The organism is Mesorhizobium sp. WSM4313 (genome assembly GCF_002294725.1).
In the GTDB taxonomy this organism is placed as follows: Bacteria; Pseudomonadota; Alphaproteobacteria; order Rhizobiales; family Rhizobiaceae; genus Mesorhizobium.
Genome location: NZ_NSFT01000009.1, coordinates 1 through 17,410, shown reverse-complemented (window position 1 = coordinate 17,410; position 17,410 = coordinate 1). Strand labels below are relative to the sequence as shown.

At 59.9% G+C, this 17,410-nt stretch carries 17 protein-coding genes; 11 read left to right on the top strand and 6 right to left on the bottom strand.

The features are described from left to right. The first annotated feature begins 105 nt into the window (after window positions 1-105). Window positions 106-327: a hypothetical protein gene (locus tag CK219_RS31330; protein ID WP_141245388.1), complete on the top strand. Its 222-nt coding sequence runs from the start codon at window positions 106-108 to the stop codon at window positions 325-327. Window positions 328-638: 311 nt separating this feature from the next. On the opposite strand, the gene CK219_RS20240 is transcribed toward CK219_RS31330, so the two are convergent. Continuing rightward, window positions 639-1,676 carry a mandelate racemase/muconate lactonizing enzyme family protein gene (locus CK219_RS20240; protein ID WP_280950914.1) on the bottom strand — a complete coding sequence of 346 codons (1,038 nt, stop codon included), beginning with the start codon at window positions 1,674-1,676 and terminating at the stop codon, window positions 639-641. Between the two features lie 298 nt (window positions 1,677-1,974). Here CK219_RS20240 and CK219_RS20235 point away from each other — a divergent pair, with 298 nt between their 5' ends. The 7 genes from CK219_RS20235 (at window position 1,975) to CK219_RS20205 (ending at window position 10,117) form a co-directional block, all read left to right on the top strand. Continuing rightward, window positions 1,975-2,643 carry an FCD domain-containing protein gene (locus CK219_RS20235; RefSeq protein ID WP_095768519.1) on the top strand — a complete coding sequence of 223 codons (669 nt, stop codon included), beginning with the start codon at window positions 1,975-1,977 and terminating at the stop codon, window positions 2,641-2,643. A gap of 24 nt (window positions 2,644-2,667) precedes the next feature. Then, window positions 2,668-4,329, top strand: a complete 1,662-nt coding sequence (locus tag CK219_RS20230; protein WP_095768518.1) for a GMC family oxidoreductase — start codon at window positions 2,668-2,670, stop codon at window positions 4,327-4,329. A gap of 58 nt (window positions 4,330-4,387) precedes the next feature. Then, on the top strand, window positions 4,388-5,368 hold the full coding sequence (locus tag CK219_RS20225; protein WP_095768517.1) for an ABC transporter substrate-binding protein: 981 nt from the start codon (window positions 4,388-4,390) through the stop codon (window positions 5,366-5,368). A gap of 60 nt (window positions 5,369-5,428) precedes the next feature. After that, window positions 5,429-6,982: a sugar ABC transporter ATP-binding protein gene (locus CK219_RS20220; protein ID WP_095768516.1), complete on the top strand. Its 1,554-nt coding sequence runs from the start codon at window positions 5,429-5,431 to the stop codon at window positions 6,980-6,982. Then, window positions 6,979-7,983 carry an ABC transporter permease gene (locus CK219_RS20215; RefSeq protein ID WP_095768515.1) on the top strand — a complete coding sequence of 335 codons (1,005 nt, stop codon included), beginning with the start codon at window positions 6,979-6,981 and terminating at the stop codon, window positions 7,981-7,983. Before CK219_RS20220 ends, CK219_RS20215 begins: the two co-directional genes overlap by 4 nt. A gap of 4 nt (window positions 7,984-7,987) precedes the next feature. Beyond that, window positions 7,988-8,956, top strand: coding sequence for an ABC transporter permease (locus tag CK219_RS20210; protein WP_095768514.1), 969 nt, complete (start codon window positions 7,988-7,990; stop codon window positions 8,954-8,956). Between the two features lie 198 nt (window positions 8,957-9,154). Further along, entirely contained in the window at window positions 9,155-10,117 is a 963-nt protein-coding gene (locus CK219_RS20205) for a manganese catalase family protein (protein ID WP_095768513.1), read from the top strand. Window positions 10,118-10,813: 696 nt separating this feature from the next. Here the strand turns inward: CK219_RS20205 and CK219_RS20200 are convergent. Together CK219_RS20200 and CK219_RS20195 are read right to left on the bottom strand one after the other, a co-directional pair. Then, entirely contained in the window at window positions 10,814-11,311 is a 498-nt protein-coding gene (locus tag CK219_RS20200) for a response regulator (protein ID WP_245340547.1), read from the bottom strand. Then, complete coding sequence (locus tag CK219_RS20195) at window positions 11,286-13,988, bottom strand: PAS domain S-box protein (RefSeq protein WP_176477093.1); 2,703 nt, start codon at window positions 13,986-13,988, stop codon at window positions 11,286-11,288. Before CK219_RS20195 ends, CK219_RS20200 begins: the two co-directional genes overlap by 26 nt. A gap of 424 nt (window positions 13,989-14,412) precedes the next feature. Here CK219_RS20195 and CK219_RS31325 point away from each other — a divergent pair, with 424 nt between their 5' ends. The 3 genes from CK219_RS31325 to CK219_RS31765 all read left to right on the top strand — a co-directional run bounded on the left by CK219_RS31325 (window position 14,413) and on the right by CK219_RS31765 (window position 15,401). After that, the gene (locus CK219_RS31325) at window positions 14,413-14,682 is read left to right on the top strand and encodes a hypothetical protein (RefSeq protein ID WP_140839338.1); all 270 of its coding nucleotides are present in this window, start codon (window positions 14,413-14,415) and stop codon (window positions 14,680-14,682) included. Continuing rightward, entirely contained in the window at window positions 14,672-14,893 is a 222-nt protein-coding gene (locus CK219_RS20190) for a hypothetical protein (protein ID WP_095768511.1), read from the top strand. The genes CK219_RS31325 and CK219_RS20190 overlap by 11 nt, the downstream gene beginning before the upstream one ends. A 286-nt stretch (window positions 14,894-15,179) precedes the next feature. Further along, the gene (locus CK219_RS31765) at window positions 15,180-15,401 is read left to right on the top strand and encodes a hypothetical protein (protein ID WP_176477092.1); all 222 of its coding nucleotides are present in this window, start codon (window positions 15,180-15,182) and stop codon (window positions 15,399-15,401) included. A gap of 91 nt (window positions 15,402-15,492) precedes the next feature. On the opposite strand, the gene CK219_RS20185 is transcribed toward CK219_RS31765, so the two are convergent. The 3 genes from CK219_RS20185 to CK219_RS20175 form a co-directional block, all read right to left on the bottom strand. Then, on the bottom strand, window positions 15,493-15,780 hold the full coding sequence (locus CK219_RS20185) for a hypothetical protein (protein ID WP_095768510.1): 288 nt from the start codon (window positions 15,778-15,780) through the stop codon (window positions 15,493-15,495). 578 nt (window positions 15,781-16,358) lie between these two features. Then, window positions 16,359-16,712 carry a DUF768 domain-containing protein gene (locus tag CK219_RS20180; protein ID WP_095768509.1) on the bottom strand — a complete coding sequence of 118 codons (354 nt, stop codon included), beginning with the start codon at window positions 16,710-16,712 and terminating at the stop codon, window positions 16,359-16,361. Between the two features lie 162 nt (window positions 16,713-16,874). Then, window positions 16,875-17,410, bottom strand: a 536-nt coding sequence (locus tag CK219_RS20175; RefSeq protein WP_095768508.1) for an exodeoxyribonuclease III, incomplete at its 5' end; no start/stop codon positions are given.

Genomic DNA, 17,410 nt, shown 5'->3' with positions numbered 1-17,410 from the left:
CGACGCAACGTCCTATGACGCTTCTCACCGGCCAACCAGGTGCAAGAGCGGCAACGATTGTGAGACCGTGAGAGTTGCTGAATATATCGCCCTGCCGGTTTCATCATGGACCGAGATCGCCAGGGTCTCATCGACGTCGCTCTCAGCCATTTCGTCGACGGCGATGTCGTGCAGCGTCTTAAGCGCTTCTCGTCGCATGTCGCGCAGGCTGTCCAGTTCAACCCACGCATCGGCAAATCGCTGCCCGTTTCTCGTAACTTCGAAAACGTACCGTGGCATTCAGCCATTGTGAGCACTTCGGATGCCAGCGCATTTAACTTTGAGTGATCGCAATGAGCAGAGGGACGAGGTCTCGCAAAAAAGTTGATACCTTGCGCGTAGTAGCAGTCGGACATTTGCTTCATTGGCCAGGTGCTCCGCTTCGCCTGCGACAGCCAATAGCGATATGTCATTCGCTTCTGCCGGGAGATCACTTGACCGGCCGCCATGGACCCCCCACTCGCCGTTCGGCGGGTGTTGCTTATTCGCGGCGCGCTCCTTTTCCAGCGCGATAGCCTCTCGACGCTTCGAAGCGACCGTGGCTGGTCCGCTCGGCAAGCTGGCTCTTTCGGGCCAGGTCGGTCCGTTACCGATCTGGCTTAGACCCTCTCCTCAAAGCCATCCAGCTTACGCCAGTCAAAGCTGACACCAATGCCTGGCTCGTCTGGGGCGACTGCCAGCCCATCCTGCAGCCTGAGCGGACGAGTGGTGTACAGGTCGATGTCGAAACTGTGCGCCTCCACCCAACCAGCGTTTGATTGGCCTGCGACCAAACTGACATGCAGTTCCTGCATGCCGTGGCTGCACACCGGAATTCCAGCCTTGCGCGCAAGCTCGGCGACCCGCAACCAGCCTGTGATGCCGCCACAGTTCGACGCGTCTGGTTGGATGTAGGATAGCTTCGACCACGCGAAGGCATGCTCGAACTCCTCGATCACATGCAGGTTCTCGCCCATGGCCAGCGGCATGCCCGTCGCCTCGGCAATGGCAGCGTAGCCCTGGTAATCGTCAGGTATGATGGGCTCCTCGAACCAGAGCAGCTCGTAAGGAGCGAATGCTTTCGCCGCTTCGATCGCCCGATGAATGTCGAGCGCGTAATTGGCGTCCACCATGAACGGAGTGTGCGGCCCGATGCGCTCGCGGATCGCCTTAACTCGGGCGACATCCTCCGCGAGGTCGTCTTTGCCGACCTTGATCTTCACAGCATTGAACCCGGCGGCGAGATAGGAGTCGATGCTCGCCAGCAACTGATCGAGGGAGAAGTTCAGGTCGATGCCGCCGCGATATGCCTTGGCTGTCTTGCCGGCCCTGCCTGCCATTTCCCAGAGTGGCCGGCCGATGCGCCGGCCCTGCAGATCCCAGAGCGCTATGTCGAGCGCAGAAATCGCAAAGGACGCGATGCCGCCGCGTCCAACATAATGGATGTGCCATAGCATCCCATCATGGAGCGCCTCGATGTCGGTCGCGTCCCGTCCTTTCAGGAACGGCGCCAGATCGTGCACGATCATGGCTCCGATCGCATGCCCACCTTTACCTCCAGTGTAGGTGTAACCAGTCCCTTCGCTGCCGTCCGCCAGCCTCAGGGTCGCTGTCGCCAGCTCAAAATGCGTGTGAGCACCATGCTTGGCGTCGGTCATTACTTCACGCAGCGGCACCCGGAAAAGCCGAACCTCTACGTCCGTGATTATTGTATCGCCCATTGCGAGGCTCTCGTCGTCTGGCCTATTTTCGTCATACCATAATTGCACTCTATCGGGCTGATCGCAACCAGATCGGTGATCCACCGCGCTTTTGGTCCGATGATAACTCGCTGGACCTTGTGCTTTGGTCCGATCTGCGCATTAATGACTGCGTGAAGTGGAGGACGGCTTGTTAAGTACACCACAGCATCTTGGAACGCGGGCCACGAGCGGAGCTGCTCGCGCGGCAGACGCCATGGTGATTGGAATCGAAGCGGATATCGTCTCCGGCAAGCTCGGTGATGGCAGCTTCCTGCCAGCCGAGCGCGAGTTGATGGCCGAGTACGGGGTTGGCCGCGGCGTGGTGCGTGAAGCGGTCGCTCGCCTGGCAAGCCGCGGTCTCATCGAAGCGCGTCCACGCTTTCGCCCAGTGGTCCGCCGGCCGGGGCTGGACGCGGCGCTCGGCGCTTTGGAAGGTGTTGTCGGCCACCTGCTAAGCGCTCAGGCGGGAGTGAAAAACCTTTACGATACCCGGGTCTTTCTTGAAGCCGCTCTTGCGCGCAACGCCGCCATCCATGCGCGCAAGGACGACGTGGCCACGCTCAGATCAGCGCTCGAGATGAACGAGGCGGCGATACCGGATTCGGAAAAATTCTATGCCACCGACGTAGGATTTCACGCCGTGCTCTACCAGATTACGCGCAACCCGGTGATGCCCGCAGTGCACAAGGCCTTCACCGCGTGGCTGGCGCCGCATTGGATGCGCATGCCCCGATCGCCCGAGCGCAACCGCATCAATTTCCTGAGCCACCGCGAAATCTGCATGGCGATCATCGAGCGAGATCCGGATGGCGCCGAGCGGGCGCTGCTCAATCATCTTTCCGCGGCTTGGGAGTATGTCCGTGGCACATTTGAAATGTCGTGAGGGCCGGAGGGAGGACCGGCGAGAATGACGCAGACTTACGATCATATCGTGGTGGGCGGCGGAGCAGCGGGTTGCGTGGTTGCGGCGCGGCTGGTGAGGGCAGGACGGCGGGTCCTGCTTCTCGAAGCTGGGCATTCGCATCACCACCCGCTGCTCGATATGCCGCCGGGGATCTTCAAGATGATCAATGGCTCGAAGTTCATGCGCTATTACCGCACCGAGCCGCAGCAGCATCTGGATGGACGTCAACACGAAATCTCGCAAGGTAACGTGCTGGGCGGCGGCACCTCGGTCAACGCCCAGGTCTATATGCGCGGCCGTGCCTCGGACTATGACGAATGGGATGAGTTGCTGCGCGGCAACAATGCCGGCATCCGCTGGAACTGGCAGGCGGTGCTGCCCCACTTCACGGGCATGGAAGGCAACAACCGCCTCGGCGGCGAGTTGCATGGCAGCGAAGGACCGTTGCTTGTCTCCGACCCCGGTCACATTGACGACGTTTCGCGTTGGTTTGTACAGGCGGTCCAACGGCTCGGACTGCCCTACAATCATGACTTCAACGGGCCGTCGCAACGCGGAGTGGGCTTCTATCAGTTCATGAACCGGCGCGGGAAGCGTAGCAGCGCTGCCTATGCGTTTATCGAGCCATTGGCTAAGGATCCCAGGCTGACGCTGAGGCTGAATTCTGCCGCGAGGCAGTTGCTGATCCAGAACAAGCGCGCAAAGGGTGTAATCTACACTGACCAATCGGGAACCGAGCACGAGGCCCATGCGGACGGCGACGTGATCGTCTCGTCGGGCGCGCTGGTATCGCCGCAACTCCTTATGCTGTCAGGTATTGGCCCAGCCGAGGAACTTTCTAGACATGACATTGCCTGCGTCGTCGACCTTCCAGGCGTCGGCCAGAACCTGATCGACCATCCGGAAGTGCCGATCATTGCCACAGCAAACGGCCCGTATGGCTACTTTAAGCAGGGCCAGGGTTGGCGGATGATCAAGAACGGCCTGCACTTCAAGCTTTTCGGCGCCGGCACCATCCTTTCGGCTGGGGTCGAGGCCGGGGCTTTTGTCAATCCGACCGACCCGGACGGCGAACCGACGATCCAGGCTTTTTGCGTGCCCCATGTGTACCTGGACCGCGATATCCTGACCCTGGTCGAGAATACCTACGGCCTCACTGTGACGACCGTGGTCGTCAAGCCGAAGTCCCGTGGCTTCGTGAAGCTGCGTTCGGCAGATCCGAACGACATGCCGGTCGTCTCTCCGCACCTGCTCAAACATCAAGACGACATGAAGCAGATGATTGCCGGCCAGCGCTATTTCCTGAAGGCATTCCACGCGAAGCCACTGGCGGACCGCGTCAAGGCTGTAGCCGTCCCCCGGGAAGACGACCTCAGCGACGCGGCGCTCGAAAGGCACTGCAAGCGCTTCGTCAAAACGAATTACCATCCGGCCGGCACCTGCCGCATGGGCCCGGACAGCGATCGAATGGCCGTTCTGGACGCGGCCATGCGGGTGCGCGGGATAGAGAACCTGCGCGTTGCCGACATGTCGGTGTGCCCTAACATCAACGCCGGCAACACGGCTGCACCCGCCATGATGCTGGGCGACCGCTGCGCCGATTTCATTTTGGAAGCGGGCGCAGTGACTCAATCGAGGGCGGAGTCTGCAAGCGAGCTGACCTAGCCCGCCATGGGCGAGGAATATTCAACGGCGTCAAAACGCGACAACCAAGGAGGAAAGCATGATCATTACCCGTCGGAAATTGTTGGTAGGCTCCGCCGTCGGCGTGGCCGCTCTTACCCTCGCTCCACGCGCCTTCGCCGCGCTCCCGCCGCTTGCCAAGAAAGACAAGTACAAGGTCGGCTTTGCCCAGACCGAGAGCAATAATCCATGGCGGCTGGCGGAAACCAAAAGCATGCAGGATGAGGCTGCAAAGCTCGGCCATCAGCTCGTTTATACTGATGCCGCCGGATCCTCGGCCAAGCAGGCCTCCGACGTAAATTCCATGATCGCGCAGGGCGTCGACGCGATTTTCCTGCCTCCCCGCGAGGACAAGCCGTTGGTGCCGGTCATCCTGGCCGCGCGTGATGCCGGCATCCCGGTCTTTCTCATTGACCGCGATGTGGACCATACCATGGCCAAGCCTGGCCAGGATTACGTCACCTTCATCGGCTCCGACTTCATCAATGAGGGCAACCGCATCGCCGAATGGGTGGTGAAGAACGCCAATGGAAAATCGAAGATCATCGAGCTGGAAGGCACCACCGGTTCCTCGCCAGCCAACGACCGCAAGAAGGGGTTTGACGACATCATCGCCAAGCACTCGGAATTCAAGATCGTCGCTTCACAGTCGGGCGACTTCGCTCGCGACAAGGGCCGCCAAGTGGCGGAGACGTTGCTGCAGGCGCATCCCGAAGCCGATATCATCTATGCCCATAATGACGAGATGGCGCTCGGCGCGATCGCAGCTCTCGAGGCCGCCGGCAAGACGCCCGGAAAAGATGTGCTGATCGTCTCGATCGACGGCGAAAAGGACGGCGTGCAAGCAATCGTCGACGGCAAGATCGGCGCCATCTGCGGCTGCAGCCCGCTTTTCGGTCCGAAGGCTTTCGCCACGATGGCCGACTATGCCGCGGGCAAGCAAATCCCGCCCTTCATCAAGAACGACGACGACTTCTACGACGGCACGAACGCAAAGGACAAGATCAGTACGGCGTTCTGAAGCTGTCTAGCTTATGGCGCCTCCCCGCCTCGGCGGGGAGGCTTTTTCGGAGCTTTGCCGATGACGCGGCCGCCCGACGGACCTTCCCCGCTGCTTCTCGACATGCGCGACATCCAAAAGCGTTTCGCCGGCATACCGGCGCTGGCGGACGCGTCGCTTTGCGTGCGCTCAGGCGAGGTCCATGCCCTGATAGGCCAGAACGGCGCCGGCAAATCGACGCTGATCAAGGTCTTGACCGGATACCACCGCAAGGATGCCGGGCAAGTGCTGTTCGAAGGCGAGCCCTTTGAGGTCCACTCGCCCCACCAGGCACAAGTCAACGGCATCAGCACGATTTATCAGGAGATCAATCTGGTCCCGCTACGGTCAGTGACGGAGAACATTTGCCTGGGCCGGGAACAGCGCCGTTACGGCCTGCTCGACTGGAATGCCATGCACGCGGAAGCCGAGCGCCTGCTGAGCCGCTTCGCAATTGGCATCGATGTTCGCCGTCCGCTTGGCGAGTTCAACACTGCAACACAGCAGATGGTGGCGATCGCCCGGGCTATAGGGTTCTCCGCTCGCCTTGTCATTATGGACGAACCGACCTCGTCCCTCGACGAACGCGAAGTGGGAGTGCTGTTCAGCGTCATTCATCAGTTGAAGGCTGAAGGGGTGTCCGTCATTTTTGTAAGCCACAAGCTCGACGAGTTGTATGAGGTCTGCGACCAGGTCACGATCATGCGCGACGGCCGCACCGTGCGCACCGCCGCGATGAAAGAGATCGGCAAGCTGGAACTTGTTGCAGCTATGCTTGGCCGCGATGTCGCGGCTGTCGAGGGTCACGCCACAGCCTTCGGCGAGCGCGACCGCTCTAGAATCGCAGATGTGATGTTTTCGGCGCGAGGGCTTGGGGCCGGGCAGGCTGTCCGCAATGTGAGCTTCGATCTCCGGCGCGGCGAGATCGCGGGGTTTGCGGGCCTCCTCGGCGCGGGTCGCACCGAAACTGCACGGCTCGTGTTCGGTGCCGATCGGCCAAGCTCCGGCCAGATGACGATGGAGGGTGCCGCGTACCACCCCGACCGTCCCGCCGACGCGATCGCCGCCGGCATGGGCTTCTGCACCGAGGACCGCAAGGGCGAAGGTATCGTGCCGGAGATGACGGTCGCAGAAAACCTCACCCTTGCCTTGCTTCCGAAAATCAGCCGCAACGGCGTGCTGGACGACTCGCGCCAGCGCGAAATCGTCGAGCGGTTCATCCGCGAGCTCGGCATTAAATGCTCCGGGCCCAATCAGAAGGTGCGGGAGCTTTCGGGTGGGAACCAGCAGAAAGTGCTGCTTGCCCGCTGGCTGGCGATGAATCCGAAGCTACTCATACTCGACGAGCCGACAAGGGGAATCGATGTTGGTGCCAAGGGCGAGATTCAGCGTCTGATCCGGAGACTTGCAGATCAGGGCCTCGGTGTGCTCATGATCTCGTCAGAGCTGGAGGAAGTGATCGAAGGTGCGGATCGCATATTCGTTCTGCGCGATGGCGTTAGCGTGACCGAGTTGGAAGCTGAAGCCGCTAACGAAGAAAAAGTGCTGACCGCGATGGCGCACGGGACAAGCGCTTCCTCGGGGGCCACGACATGACCGAGCTGCCGAGGTCATATGCGGAGCGGGATGCCGTCGCGCGGAGCTTCGATCTCTTCGGCTTTCTGTCACGCTACGGTACCTTGATCGCACTTGTCTTGCTGGTTGCGTTCAACCTCGCCTTCACACGCAATTTCGCGACAATGCAGACGCTGAACGTCAACCTCACCCAGGTCTGCACCATCGTCATCGTAGCCGTCGGGATGACGCTCGTCATAGCCACGGGCGGCATCGATCTCTCCGTCGGATCTCTGATGGCGATTTCGGGTGCGCTGGCCCCGATGATCTTCATGGGCAAGATCCTTCCGATCGGAAGCATCCACCTGGCCGTGGCTGCCGCGATGACCGTCTCGGTATCGGTGGCCGGGCTGTTGGGGCTCTTCAATGGCTGGTTGGTCGCCCGGTTCCGCATCCAGCCCATTGTCGCGACACTGGTCCTGTTCATCGCCGGCCGCGGCATCGCTCAGGTGATGACCAACGGGAACCTGCAAACCTTCCGCGTACCTGAATTTCAATGGATCGGCCTTGCTCGACCATTGGACATCCCGACGCAAGTCATCATCATGGCTGTCATTGTCGCGGCAGCTGCATGGGCGTTGAAAAGAACGCTGTTCGGGCGACGCATATTGGCGGTCGGCGGTAATGAAAAGGCTTCCGAGCTAGCTGGGATTGCCGTCTCCAAGGTAAAGATTGCGGTCTATGGCATTAGCGGTCTTTGCGCCGGGCTGGCCGGGCTTATCGTGATTGCAATCAACTCCTCCAGCGACGCCAACCTGGTTGGCCTTGGTATGGAACTCGATGCCATCGCGGCTGTTGCCGTGGGCGGGACCCTGCTCAGCGGCGGCAAGGCCACCATCGTCGGTAGCCTTCTGGGGGCGCTTACCATTCAACTGGTGCGCTACACCCTTCTGGCGAACGGGGTGCCTGACGCCGCTGCCCTGGTGGTCAAGGCAGGAATCATCGCACTCGCCGTGTGGCTGCAGCAGCAGCATCGCGGGTAGCCTTATGAATCGCGCCCGCCTCGTCCGCATTATTGGCACCTACGGCGTATTGATCGCCCTGGCTGCGCTCATTCTGTTCGGTTTCCTGCGTTATGATCGGTTCCTCAGCTTCTACAATGTCATGAGTCTCCTGCGTTACAATTCCATGTTCGCGCTGGTGGCGCTTGGTATGTGCTTCGTCATCATGACAGGGGGAATCGATCTTTCCGTGGGCTCCGTCGCTGCCTTGGGCAGCGTGGCTTCGGCATTGGCAAGCCCTTATGGAATCGTTCCTGGTCTCGCGGCGGGTATAGGCGCTGGGCTGGCCGCCGGGCTCATCAATGCGACCCTTGTCACACGCGCCAATCTGATGCCGTTCATAGCCACTCTCGCCACGATGCAGGCCGCCAGTGGCTCGGCCCTCCTGCTTGCGGGCAACCAGACCGTTTCGGTCTCCTATGAATCGGGCTTCACTGCCATCGGCCAAGGCAATTTCTGGACGTTTCCGATCCCGGCGGCGATCGCCGTCGTGGCATATCTCATTGGTTCCCTTGTCTTGAATTACACCGGTACCGGACGGGCGGTGTTGGCAATCGGCGGCGGCGAGGATGCTTCGCGTCTCATGGGCCTGCGGACCGATCGTGTGAAGTTTTTGGTCTATGTCGCGAGCGGGGGACTCGCAGGGCTCGCCGGCGTTATCCTGGCATCGCAGTTTGGGGCGGGACAGCCCATTGAAGGAGTGGGTTGGGAATTGTTCGCCATCGCAGCCGTTGTGGTCGGCGGGACGTTGCTCACCGGCGGCTCGGGTTCGGTTGTGACCACGCTCGCCGGCGTGCTCCTGCTCGGCATCCTTTTCAATGTTCTGAATTTCGAGAACGGGATGGGATGGATCTCGCTTTCAGCCTACTGGCAATCAGTGATCCGAGGACTGTTCCTCCTGGTCGTAGTCCTCCTTCAGGCCCGACTGACACGTCGGCGCCTCAACGCGCTCTGATCGTCTCGGTCCTCCCACTTAAGTATTGCATAAGGTTAGCTTGCAGGAATTCTCGTGCAAAGTCGGATCCGGGTGAGCACGCGACGTCAACGCGGCTCCGCGGATTCAGAAGACGCACGATTTAAGTCATTCTGTCTATACGCAGGAACATTCCAGGTGTCGGGAGGTTAGGAAGCCCCAACCCTTGGAGGAAGCCTCATGTTCATGCACAATAAACGACTGCAATACACCGTTCGCGTTTCCGAGCCGAATCCGAGGCTGGCGTGCATGATCATGGAGCAGTTCGGCGGCGCCGATGGCGAGCTTGCCGCCGCAATGCGCTATTTCACCCAAGGGCTGGGCGAAGACGATGTCGGCCGAAAGGACATGTTGCTCGACATAGCGACCGAGGAGCTCAGCCATCTCGAGGTCGTCGGCTCGATCGTCACCATGCTCAACAAAGGGCTGAAGGCGCAGCTGGCCGAAGGGCAGATGAAAGAAGCCGAACTGTACTTGATGGTCGGCGCAAGCGGCACGACGGCCAAAGAGTCCATCTTGTTTGGCGGCGCGCCTGCGTTGTGCGACTCGGCCGGAGTCCCGTGGACTGCCGCTTATGTCGATTCCCGCGGCGAGCCTACCGTCGATCTGCGGTCTAACATTGCCGCCGAGGCGCGTGCCAAGATCGTCTATGAGCGACTGATCAACATCACCGAAGATCCCGGCGTCAAAGACGCCCTCGGATTCCTCATGACGCGCGAAATCGCGCATCAAAAATCCTTCGAGAAAGCGCTCTACGCGATCGAGAACAACTTTCCGACGGGCAAGCTCCCCGGCATTGAGAAATATGCGAGCATGTACGTCAACACGTCGCAGGGTGAAGGGGACACGAATGGGCCATGGAATTCGGGAGACGAATGGGACCGCGTGGACGATCTTGAGGAAGTCATGCCAGCGGACGATGGCGATGGGACCGCAACAGTCAAGCTGGCGGCCAAAGACATGAAAGTGGTTACAAAAATGGGAGAGCGGACGCTTTCGGATCCCTCCTCCGATCCGACCACAGGCGCCGATATTGGCGCCGGGCCGGGGGCCGGACGAACCAAGAATGGCGACATGGGCGGCGCGGCCAATATCAACGAGGCGCCTGTGCGCGCCGAAGCCGCCGCTCGCAAGAAAAAATAAGATTCGGGCTGATTGAACCTGCCGACCTGACGAGGCTCGGTTTCGTCTACCCGTCACCGTCCTGACGGGTAGACGAGCCTGCAAGAGCGGAGAGGCGGAATCGTCTCCCGCACCTGTCTGCACTTTTCGCTTGATGTTTCGAGCACCTTGGGTGCGAGACGTTAGTCAGCGTTGGTCGCCAGACGTTGTCGTTGCGTTTCGGTTGCGCAGGGTCCGCGAACTCTTCAGAACCGCTCGATTGCGGACCGTGTGATCATCAGCCAACAGATTGCGGCCACGCATGCAAAGCCCAATCATGCGCCCGGCGAATTCGCCGCGCGATGGCTCGATCTCCTCAGCAGCGGCTCGTACATCAACCTGTTGTTGGCGTCCAGAATCATCCGGAGCGCAAGCAATCCCGCAGCGTTCGCCGGCCCTTCCATATCCTGCGCCCATCAGATCGAGCGCGTGAGCGCTGTCACGCATGTCGAGGAGGCTCGGGTCACGACAGATCCGGACGGCTTGCAAATCACAATCTTCTTCCGAGGATGGGGCGCGACAGCCCTAAACATAAAAAGCCGTGATCATGTACGAGCACGGCTGCCGCGATCGAGACGAACCTGCCGCAAGGCTAAGAGGAGCACCTTGGCACCCAAATCAAGCACTGTTGTGGCGCGCTCGGCGATCCAACCCGCTTAAATGGCCCTCCCCAGGCGTTCAGCTCTCCTTCTCGAGCTTCTGAAAGGCATCTCGAATGGCTGCGACGAGCGTCGCTATAGAATAGGGTTTCTGCACCCAGCCCAGCGGTCTGGCCGCCTCGGCTCGAAGCCTCAAGTCGCGATCACCGTGCGCCGTCGTAAAGATACATCGTATGCCAAGATCGCGGTACAATTCCACGGCCGCGTCGATGCCGTCCCGCTTGCCAAGCAAGCGGATATCCATCAGGGCAAGCACCGGCTTGGTCGAGAGCGCCATACTTATCGCCTCATCGGCGCTGGTCGCGAGGCCCGCTAGCAAGAAGCCTTCGGCCAGCAGTCCGGCCTCTATATCCAGCGCGATCAGGTAGTCGTCTTCGACGACCAAGATCGACTGGTTCAGAGTGGTTTCAGCGCGTCCTCCGCTCACATCATCTCGGGAGAAGACGACCTGCGGCCTGAACGATCGATTGATCTCCCCCGCACGGCTCAACTCAGGCATCGCTGCTTTCGGTCGCAAGGCCAATCTCCTGGGGCATCTGACAAAAGGTCACGGTGGATCTGGACGGGTGCCGGCTGACTTCGAAATTCCCGCCGATCTGTCGCACTAGGCCTTCGACAAGTCGCAGGCCTGACGACGACGAGCGCACCGAACTCAGTTCGAAGCCCGGGCCCTCATCCTCGACGACAAGGCTAATGGCTCGGCCGTTCTGTCTAATGGAAACACGAACGGTTCCATGCCCATTTCCGGGCAAGCCGTACTTTATGGCATTGATCAAAAGCTCGTTGATAGTGAGCGCCAGCGGCATCGCAATGTCGTTTGGCAGTTGGATCGGATCTGCCTCGCAGATCAACTGAACAGCCGGGGGGAACATCTGTCTTGCGGTCTCGCAAACAGCTCCCAAGAAAGGTCCGGCACCGAAGTTGATGGCGTCGGGCGTGTCATAGAGGACTCGCTGAGCGGCGGCCATGGCGGCCACCCGCTTGCTGGCCTCATCCAGAACCGTCCGGGCCTCCGAACTCTTGCTGGTCCTCGCCGCAACCGAAAGCAGGGACTTCAGCATCATCATGTTGTTCTTCACGCGATGATTGAGCTCGTCGAGCAAGATCCGTTGCTGGGTTTCGGCCTGCCTACGCTCGCTCACATCGACCAGCATATTTATGGCGCCGGTGATGTTTCCCGCGGCATCGCGCATCGGGGTCGGATAGGGGATGAATGGAACCCGGGTTCCATCCGGCCGCTCGGCCACCGCTTCATATCCTCGGACGGGCCGCCCTTCGCGCAGCGAGATGGCCATGGGACATTGATCGTGGGGAAGCGGTGTTCCGTCCGGCCAGTAGAGCTTCCATGTCACGCACCATTCGTCGGTGCCAATCACGGGCGTTCGGCCGGCGAGTTGCATCGCCGCTTCATTGAAGTAGGTGATCTTGCCGTCGCGATCGGTGGTGTAGATCGCGGCAGGAATGGCGGCGAGCAGGTCTTTAAGCTTGCGTTCGCTGTCTTCTATCTTCGCTTCCGCTATCCTTTTGTCAGTTATGTCTCGGGCTATTTTGGAAGCTCCGACGATACGGCCTGAGGCATCCCGCACCGGGGATATTGTAAGAGAGATATCTATCAGCGTTCCGTCTTTGCGGCGGCGAACCGTTTCGAAATGATCGACGAGTTCGCCGTTGCGGATGCGGCCTAATATCAGCGGCTCCTCGTGCTGCCGATCCTTAGGAATGATGGTGGTGATGGGCTTGCCTACCATCTCCGCGGCCGTATAGCCGAAGAGGCGCTCGGCGCCGCGGTTCCAGGTCGAGACGATGCCGTTGAGATCCTTGCTTACGATGGCGTCATGGGAGGATTCCACGATTGCCGCCAGTCGCTGGGTCGCATTCTGTGCTCTGACACGTTCAATGCCGAACCCGAGCTGGCGCGCGATTGTCCGGGCGACTTCAATCTCTTCTGCCGAGCATTCGTGCAGCTCGTCGAAATAGGCCATGAACTTGCCCAGCAGACGCCCGCCTTCGATTATCGGAATGAAACAGACCGCGCCGATGCCTTCTGTTCGGATTGCGTCTCTTAAGTTGCTCGGGAGCTCGGCGTGTTCCACATCGCGCATGCAAATTGGCTGCGGATCGTGGTCTGCTGCGGACCAGGGCGAATGGCCCTCCACGGCGCTTCGATACGCGTCCGACAAGCCCCGCCGGGCGGCAAACTTCATCACTCCGCCTTCCAAAAGCAGAATAGAAGCGCGCTGACATCTTAGCCCGCGCTGGATCGCATCGAGCGCAGCCTCGTAGACGTCTTCGCGGGTATGGGCGTGCTGCAGCATTTCGGTCAATTGATGCAGCGCAGCCTGCTCCTCGGCCCTTTGCGCGAGTGTCGCCTCGATCTCTTTGCGCTCGGTGATATCGTGCTGCACCCGTACTGCGTAGTGAAACCGCCCGATGCCGTCGTAAACGCTGGAAGAGGTTACGACAGCCCAGAAAAGCGACCCGTCCTTGCGGACGAACCGCTTCTCGATCGTGTAGCTTTTGATCTCGCCGGCGACCTGTTGGCGATATTTCGTGCGATCCGCCTCGACGTCGGAAGGAAAGGTCCGATCGAAAATAGATCGGCCAACAAGGTCCTCCTGCGTACAGCCCAAAAGACGGCACAAATGTCCGTTCACCCGCAGCAGCCGGCCTTCGGCGTCAGCTTCCACGATTCCCACACCAGCGCTGTGATAGGTCAGGGCAAGTCTCTGCTCCTGTTCGCGCAACAACTCTTCCGCTTCGACCTTGTTAGTTACGTCGAGGGTGACGCAGCGCGTGTTGAGGAACCGACCACCAGCCGAACGAACATTTGATGTTATCTCCACCCAACGGATGGAGCCGTCTTTGGCGCGCAACCTCGCGCGATAGTGTTGAAGCTGCTCATGCCGAGAAAGGCAGTTCAAAATGTCGTCGATTGCGGCGGCATCGGCGTGAAATTCCCGGATGTTGCGGCCGACGTATTCCTCCGCGGAATAGCCGAGCAAGTCCAGTTCGGCTCGATTGGCGCGCAAAATGGTGCCGTCATTGGCCACCAGGTGGAGAGCCACGGCTGCATTCTCGAAGAAATCTTCCATCTCGTTGCCGAGGAGCAGGACCGCACGGGGCCCTTCGACCTGCTCGCCATGGGCCAGGGATTTCGCGCCAGAAATGCTGGAGGGCAAGACTCGTCGTTCCATGAAAGGTTGAATTCCCCTGAACGCAGCTTAACACCCGGTTTCGCAAGAGGTTCCAACGCGCTGGGCAATTCACCTGGCCAGTAGCCGCAAGGGTTGATGCTGGAAGGCGTTCGCCGGTGCTGGGCCGACAAATCCGGCAACTCGATGACGCCGCTATTTTCTAGTCGTTTGCCGCTCGCTTCCACGACACCGCGACCTGACCAGACCCCATTTGGAAAGCAGCCAGTCAAAGATCCGGTTCCCGGCCTGGCTTCTGCCGAGAGGCTGCCCGCTCCAAGGACGCAACCGATGCTGCGGAGCGTTAATAATTCTGGACGCTAATACAAGTCGCTACATATTTAACGGTCGTGCAGTTGTCGGACACTTAATAGGCACACGACTGCTGCCAAGGGATGACGCGCTGATTTCGGGATGGAGGAAGGCCGTGGAAGATCACGCCGGCTCGGCGCCCAATGTAGCTGATTTCGTCATTCACAAGATTCTGGACACGTTCGAATACTCCGAGCGCGGCGCGGTGATCACGATGGTCGATCCAGGGCTGAACTACAGTCGCGCGAATTCATCATTAATTCATAATATCAGAAGATTCTCACGAGCTTGCATGCTGATGCTCCTCACTGTGGGCAGGCTGCGAATTCGGGCGGCGGCGAAACAGACACGAGCGGGGGGAGGAGGACTGACCAATGTCGAATAGAGAAATCGGAACATCCCGGTCGCTCGGGATGCGTGTCGCCGATCTGAGAACCAGGATGCGGGACGCCAGGATCACCGAGCATGAGATCAAGACCTTCCAGAAGGTCGCGGCCATCATGGGGCGCGGCGAAGGCTCCTTACGCATCGACGCGGACGATTTGATCGCCGCGTCCTTTCTTGCCGAGACGATGGGCGAACCGACGCTGAACTGACAGTTTCAGGTATCCCGGGTTCAGAAGCGGAGAGCCCGCGCCATGGTAAGCCTCCATTACGGGGTTGCTGTCGGCGCGGGCTTCGCCATCGTGCACGCCTTTGCCAGATTGATCAGAACGGGCGCATGCCGCGGATTTTCGATAAGCCGCGACTTGTCCGCAAGGCTCACGGTCATGGCTCTCGGCCCTTTTGCCGAACCGACCGTCAGCGCGCTGGAACATGTGCAGGGCCCGCAAGCGGCCGAAGCGAACATCCACGTCATGAGCAAGCCGCGGCTGGACGCTGGTGGCCACACCCTTCCCGTTCTACGTGCATGCGCGCCAGCATGACTACTACCGCTGGACGCCAGCTGGGCTCAAGCAGCTAATGGTCGACGGCGGCGTCGCCGAGGAGGATGTGCAGGCGTTCGGCTGGGGTAGCAAGGCGTGCGCCAAGGCTATGTCGGTGGGCCGGTGCGGGCTCACGCCCTATGGCGAGATCTCAGCAACGATGCGGAATACTCGCTGACGGTGTAAAGCCTGGTCGAGGGGCAAACATCAGCATGATTTTTAGAGTAGCCGAGTTGGGCCGCGAACCAGCTCCAACGATTGCGCTAACTCTATGTTGCCTTCACGATCCTTGGCTTGGTCGGGCGGCGGGATTGAGTTCGTCCTTCGAGAGCCAAGGCCAGCCGCTTCTCGTCTTCGATGGCGCGATCAACTGCCTCAATTTCTTCTTGGAGCGCTTTCAGCTGAGCACCATAGCTGGAGCCTTCGCTATCCCCGATCTGAAAGCCACTTGCCCGCATTGCGTCGCGCGTATGGTGCACATTACGGACGCCTTCGCGTCGAGTCGCGACCAGGATTTCCCTGAACTCTCCAAGACGTTCAACGTGAGTGCGGGTCATTGCGTTCTCCTATCGTCGGCATAGTAAGCCGGCGGCGATTCACAACTGCCGAAACTCATAGCGCAGACGCTATAAAATCTATGGGAAAGACTCTAGACAAATCATGATCATGAAAGGTCAAATTTGAACTTCTAGCAACAGGGCACAGGCGCGGCTGGTGAAAGTTAGCTTGTCGTCTATCTACGGCGTGCTGGTCTTTTTCATAGACCGCTTGTGCTGGCCCATCCAGCTGCCGATTCTACGCTTTGATTGTCCGCTTCCAGCGAAAGCGACGCGGTCAAGAAGTTCGATATGAGGCGCTTACCACTCGGAAAAATGGAGCCCCGTTTGGACTTCCGTTGGGCCGTCTGACCCGGGGGCCTCACGAACCGGCGAACCCGCCTGCCTGAACCAAGCCGGGGCTAGCCTGCCTTTTCAAGTTCGTCCGAAGCAGGTCGAGGTCAACAGACGCTGTTGGAAAAGGTAGAGGATTTCGCATCCTGTTTCCCGATCGTCCGTCCATACGATTTGGTGCTTCGCGCAGGGGTCACCGCACCGAAGAGGTATTTATTCCTGCTCTAGCCTGCCTTCAAGCTCCTTCAGAAAATGCGCTTCGTTAAGGAGCGAGTCCCAGTCCGTGCCGATGCGCTAAGCAGTTCGCCAGCTTGGTCATCTGAGATGCCGGCCTCCCTGGCCAGCCGTGCCGCTAACTGATCCAACACGGCTTTCTCAGCCTCGGGCAAGCTGCCTTCCCGATGATGCATCGCCTCGAAGATCACCCCGAACACACTATCAACCTCCTCGTGGATTTCGCTGGCCGGAATGCCTTCTCGCTCTGCCGCTTTCATCATCTCATCGGCGAGATCACTGACGGCCATGGGATCATCTGTCATGGCGTTCGGCAGGTGCTCTGCCATCCATTTATCGAGGAAGTTGATGCCTCTGGTGCTCATTCCGGCATAAGCGGCAGGCGAACATTAGGTTCCGCTTGTGAAGGTGCGCTGAGCCCGCCACCCGCGAGGGGCGTCTGGAACGCGGTTGACATGAAGGCCTATCCGAGAAAGACCGGACGAAAGCGCAAGCACCTTGTCTTTTGAGCGGTCAAGCAAACTGTCTTAACCGAGGTCGATCCAGGCGGGTGCGTGATCGCTCGGCTTTTCCCATCCACGGGTCTCGACGTCGACACCGGCACCTCGGATGGCCGCCGCGAGCGACGGGCTTACGAGCAGATGATCCATGCGCAAGCCGGAGCTTCGATCGTAGCCACCGCGATACGAAAAATTCCAATAGGTGTAGATGCCCTTGCCCGGGTGGATCCGACGCATCGCATCCACCCAACCCAGGCCCAGCATGCGGGCATAGGCTTTCCTGCTTTCCGGGAAGAAGACGGCGTCACCCAACCAGCGGCGAGGTACTACGGCATCGATCTCAGTCGGCACGACGTTGAAGTCACCACAAAGCACCGTGCGCTCGCCGAGCAGAGACTGGCTGTAGTCGACGAGACGCTCGAACCAGCGCAGCTTGTAATCGAATTTCGGGCCCGGCGCCGGATTGCCGTTCGGGAGGTAGATGCAACCGACGACCAGGCCGTCGATTTCAGCCTCCAGATATCGGCTGTGCGTGTCGTCGGGATCGCCAGGCAAGCCCCGGC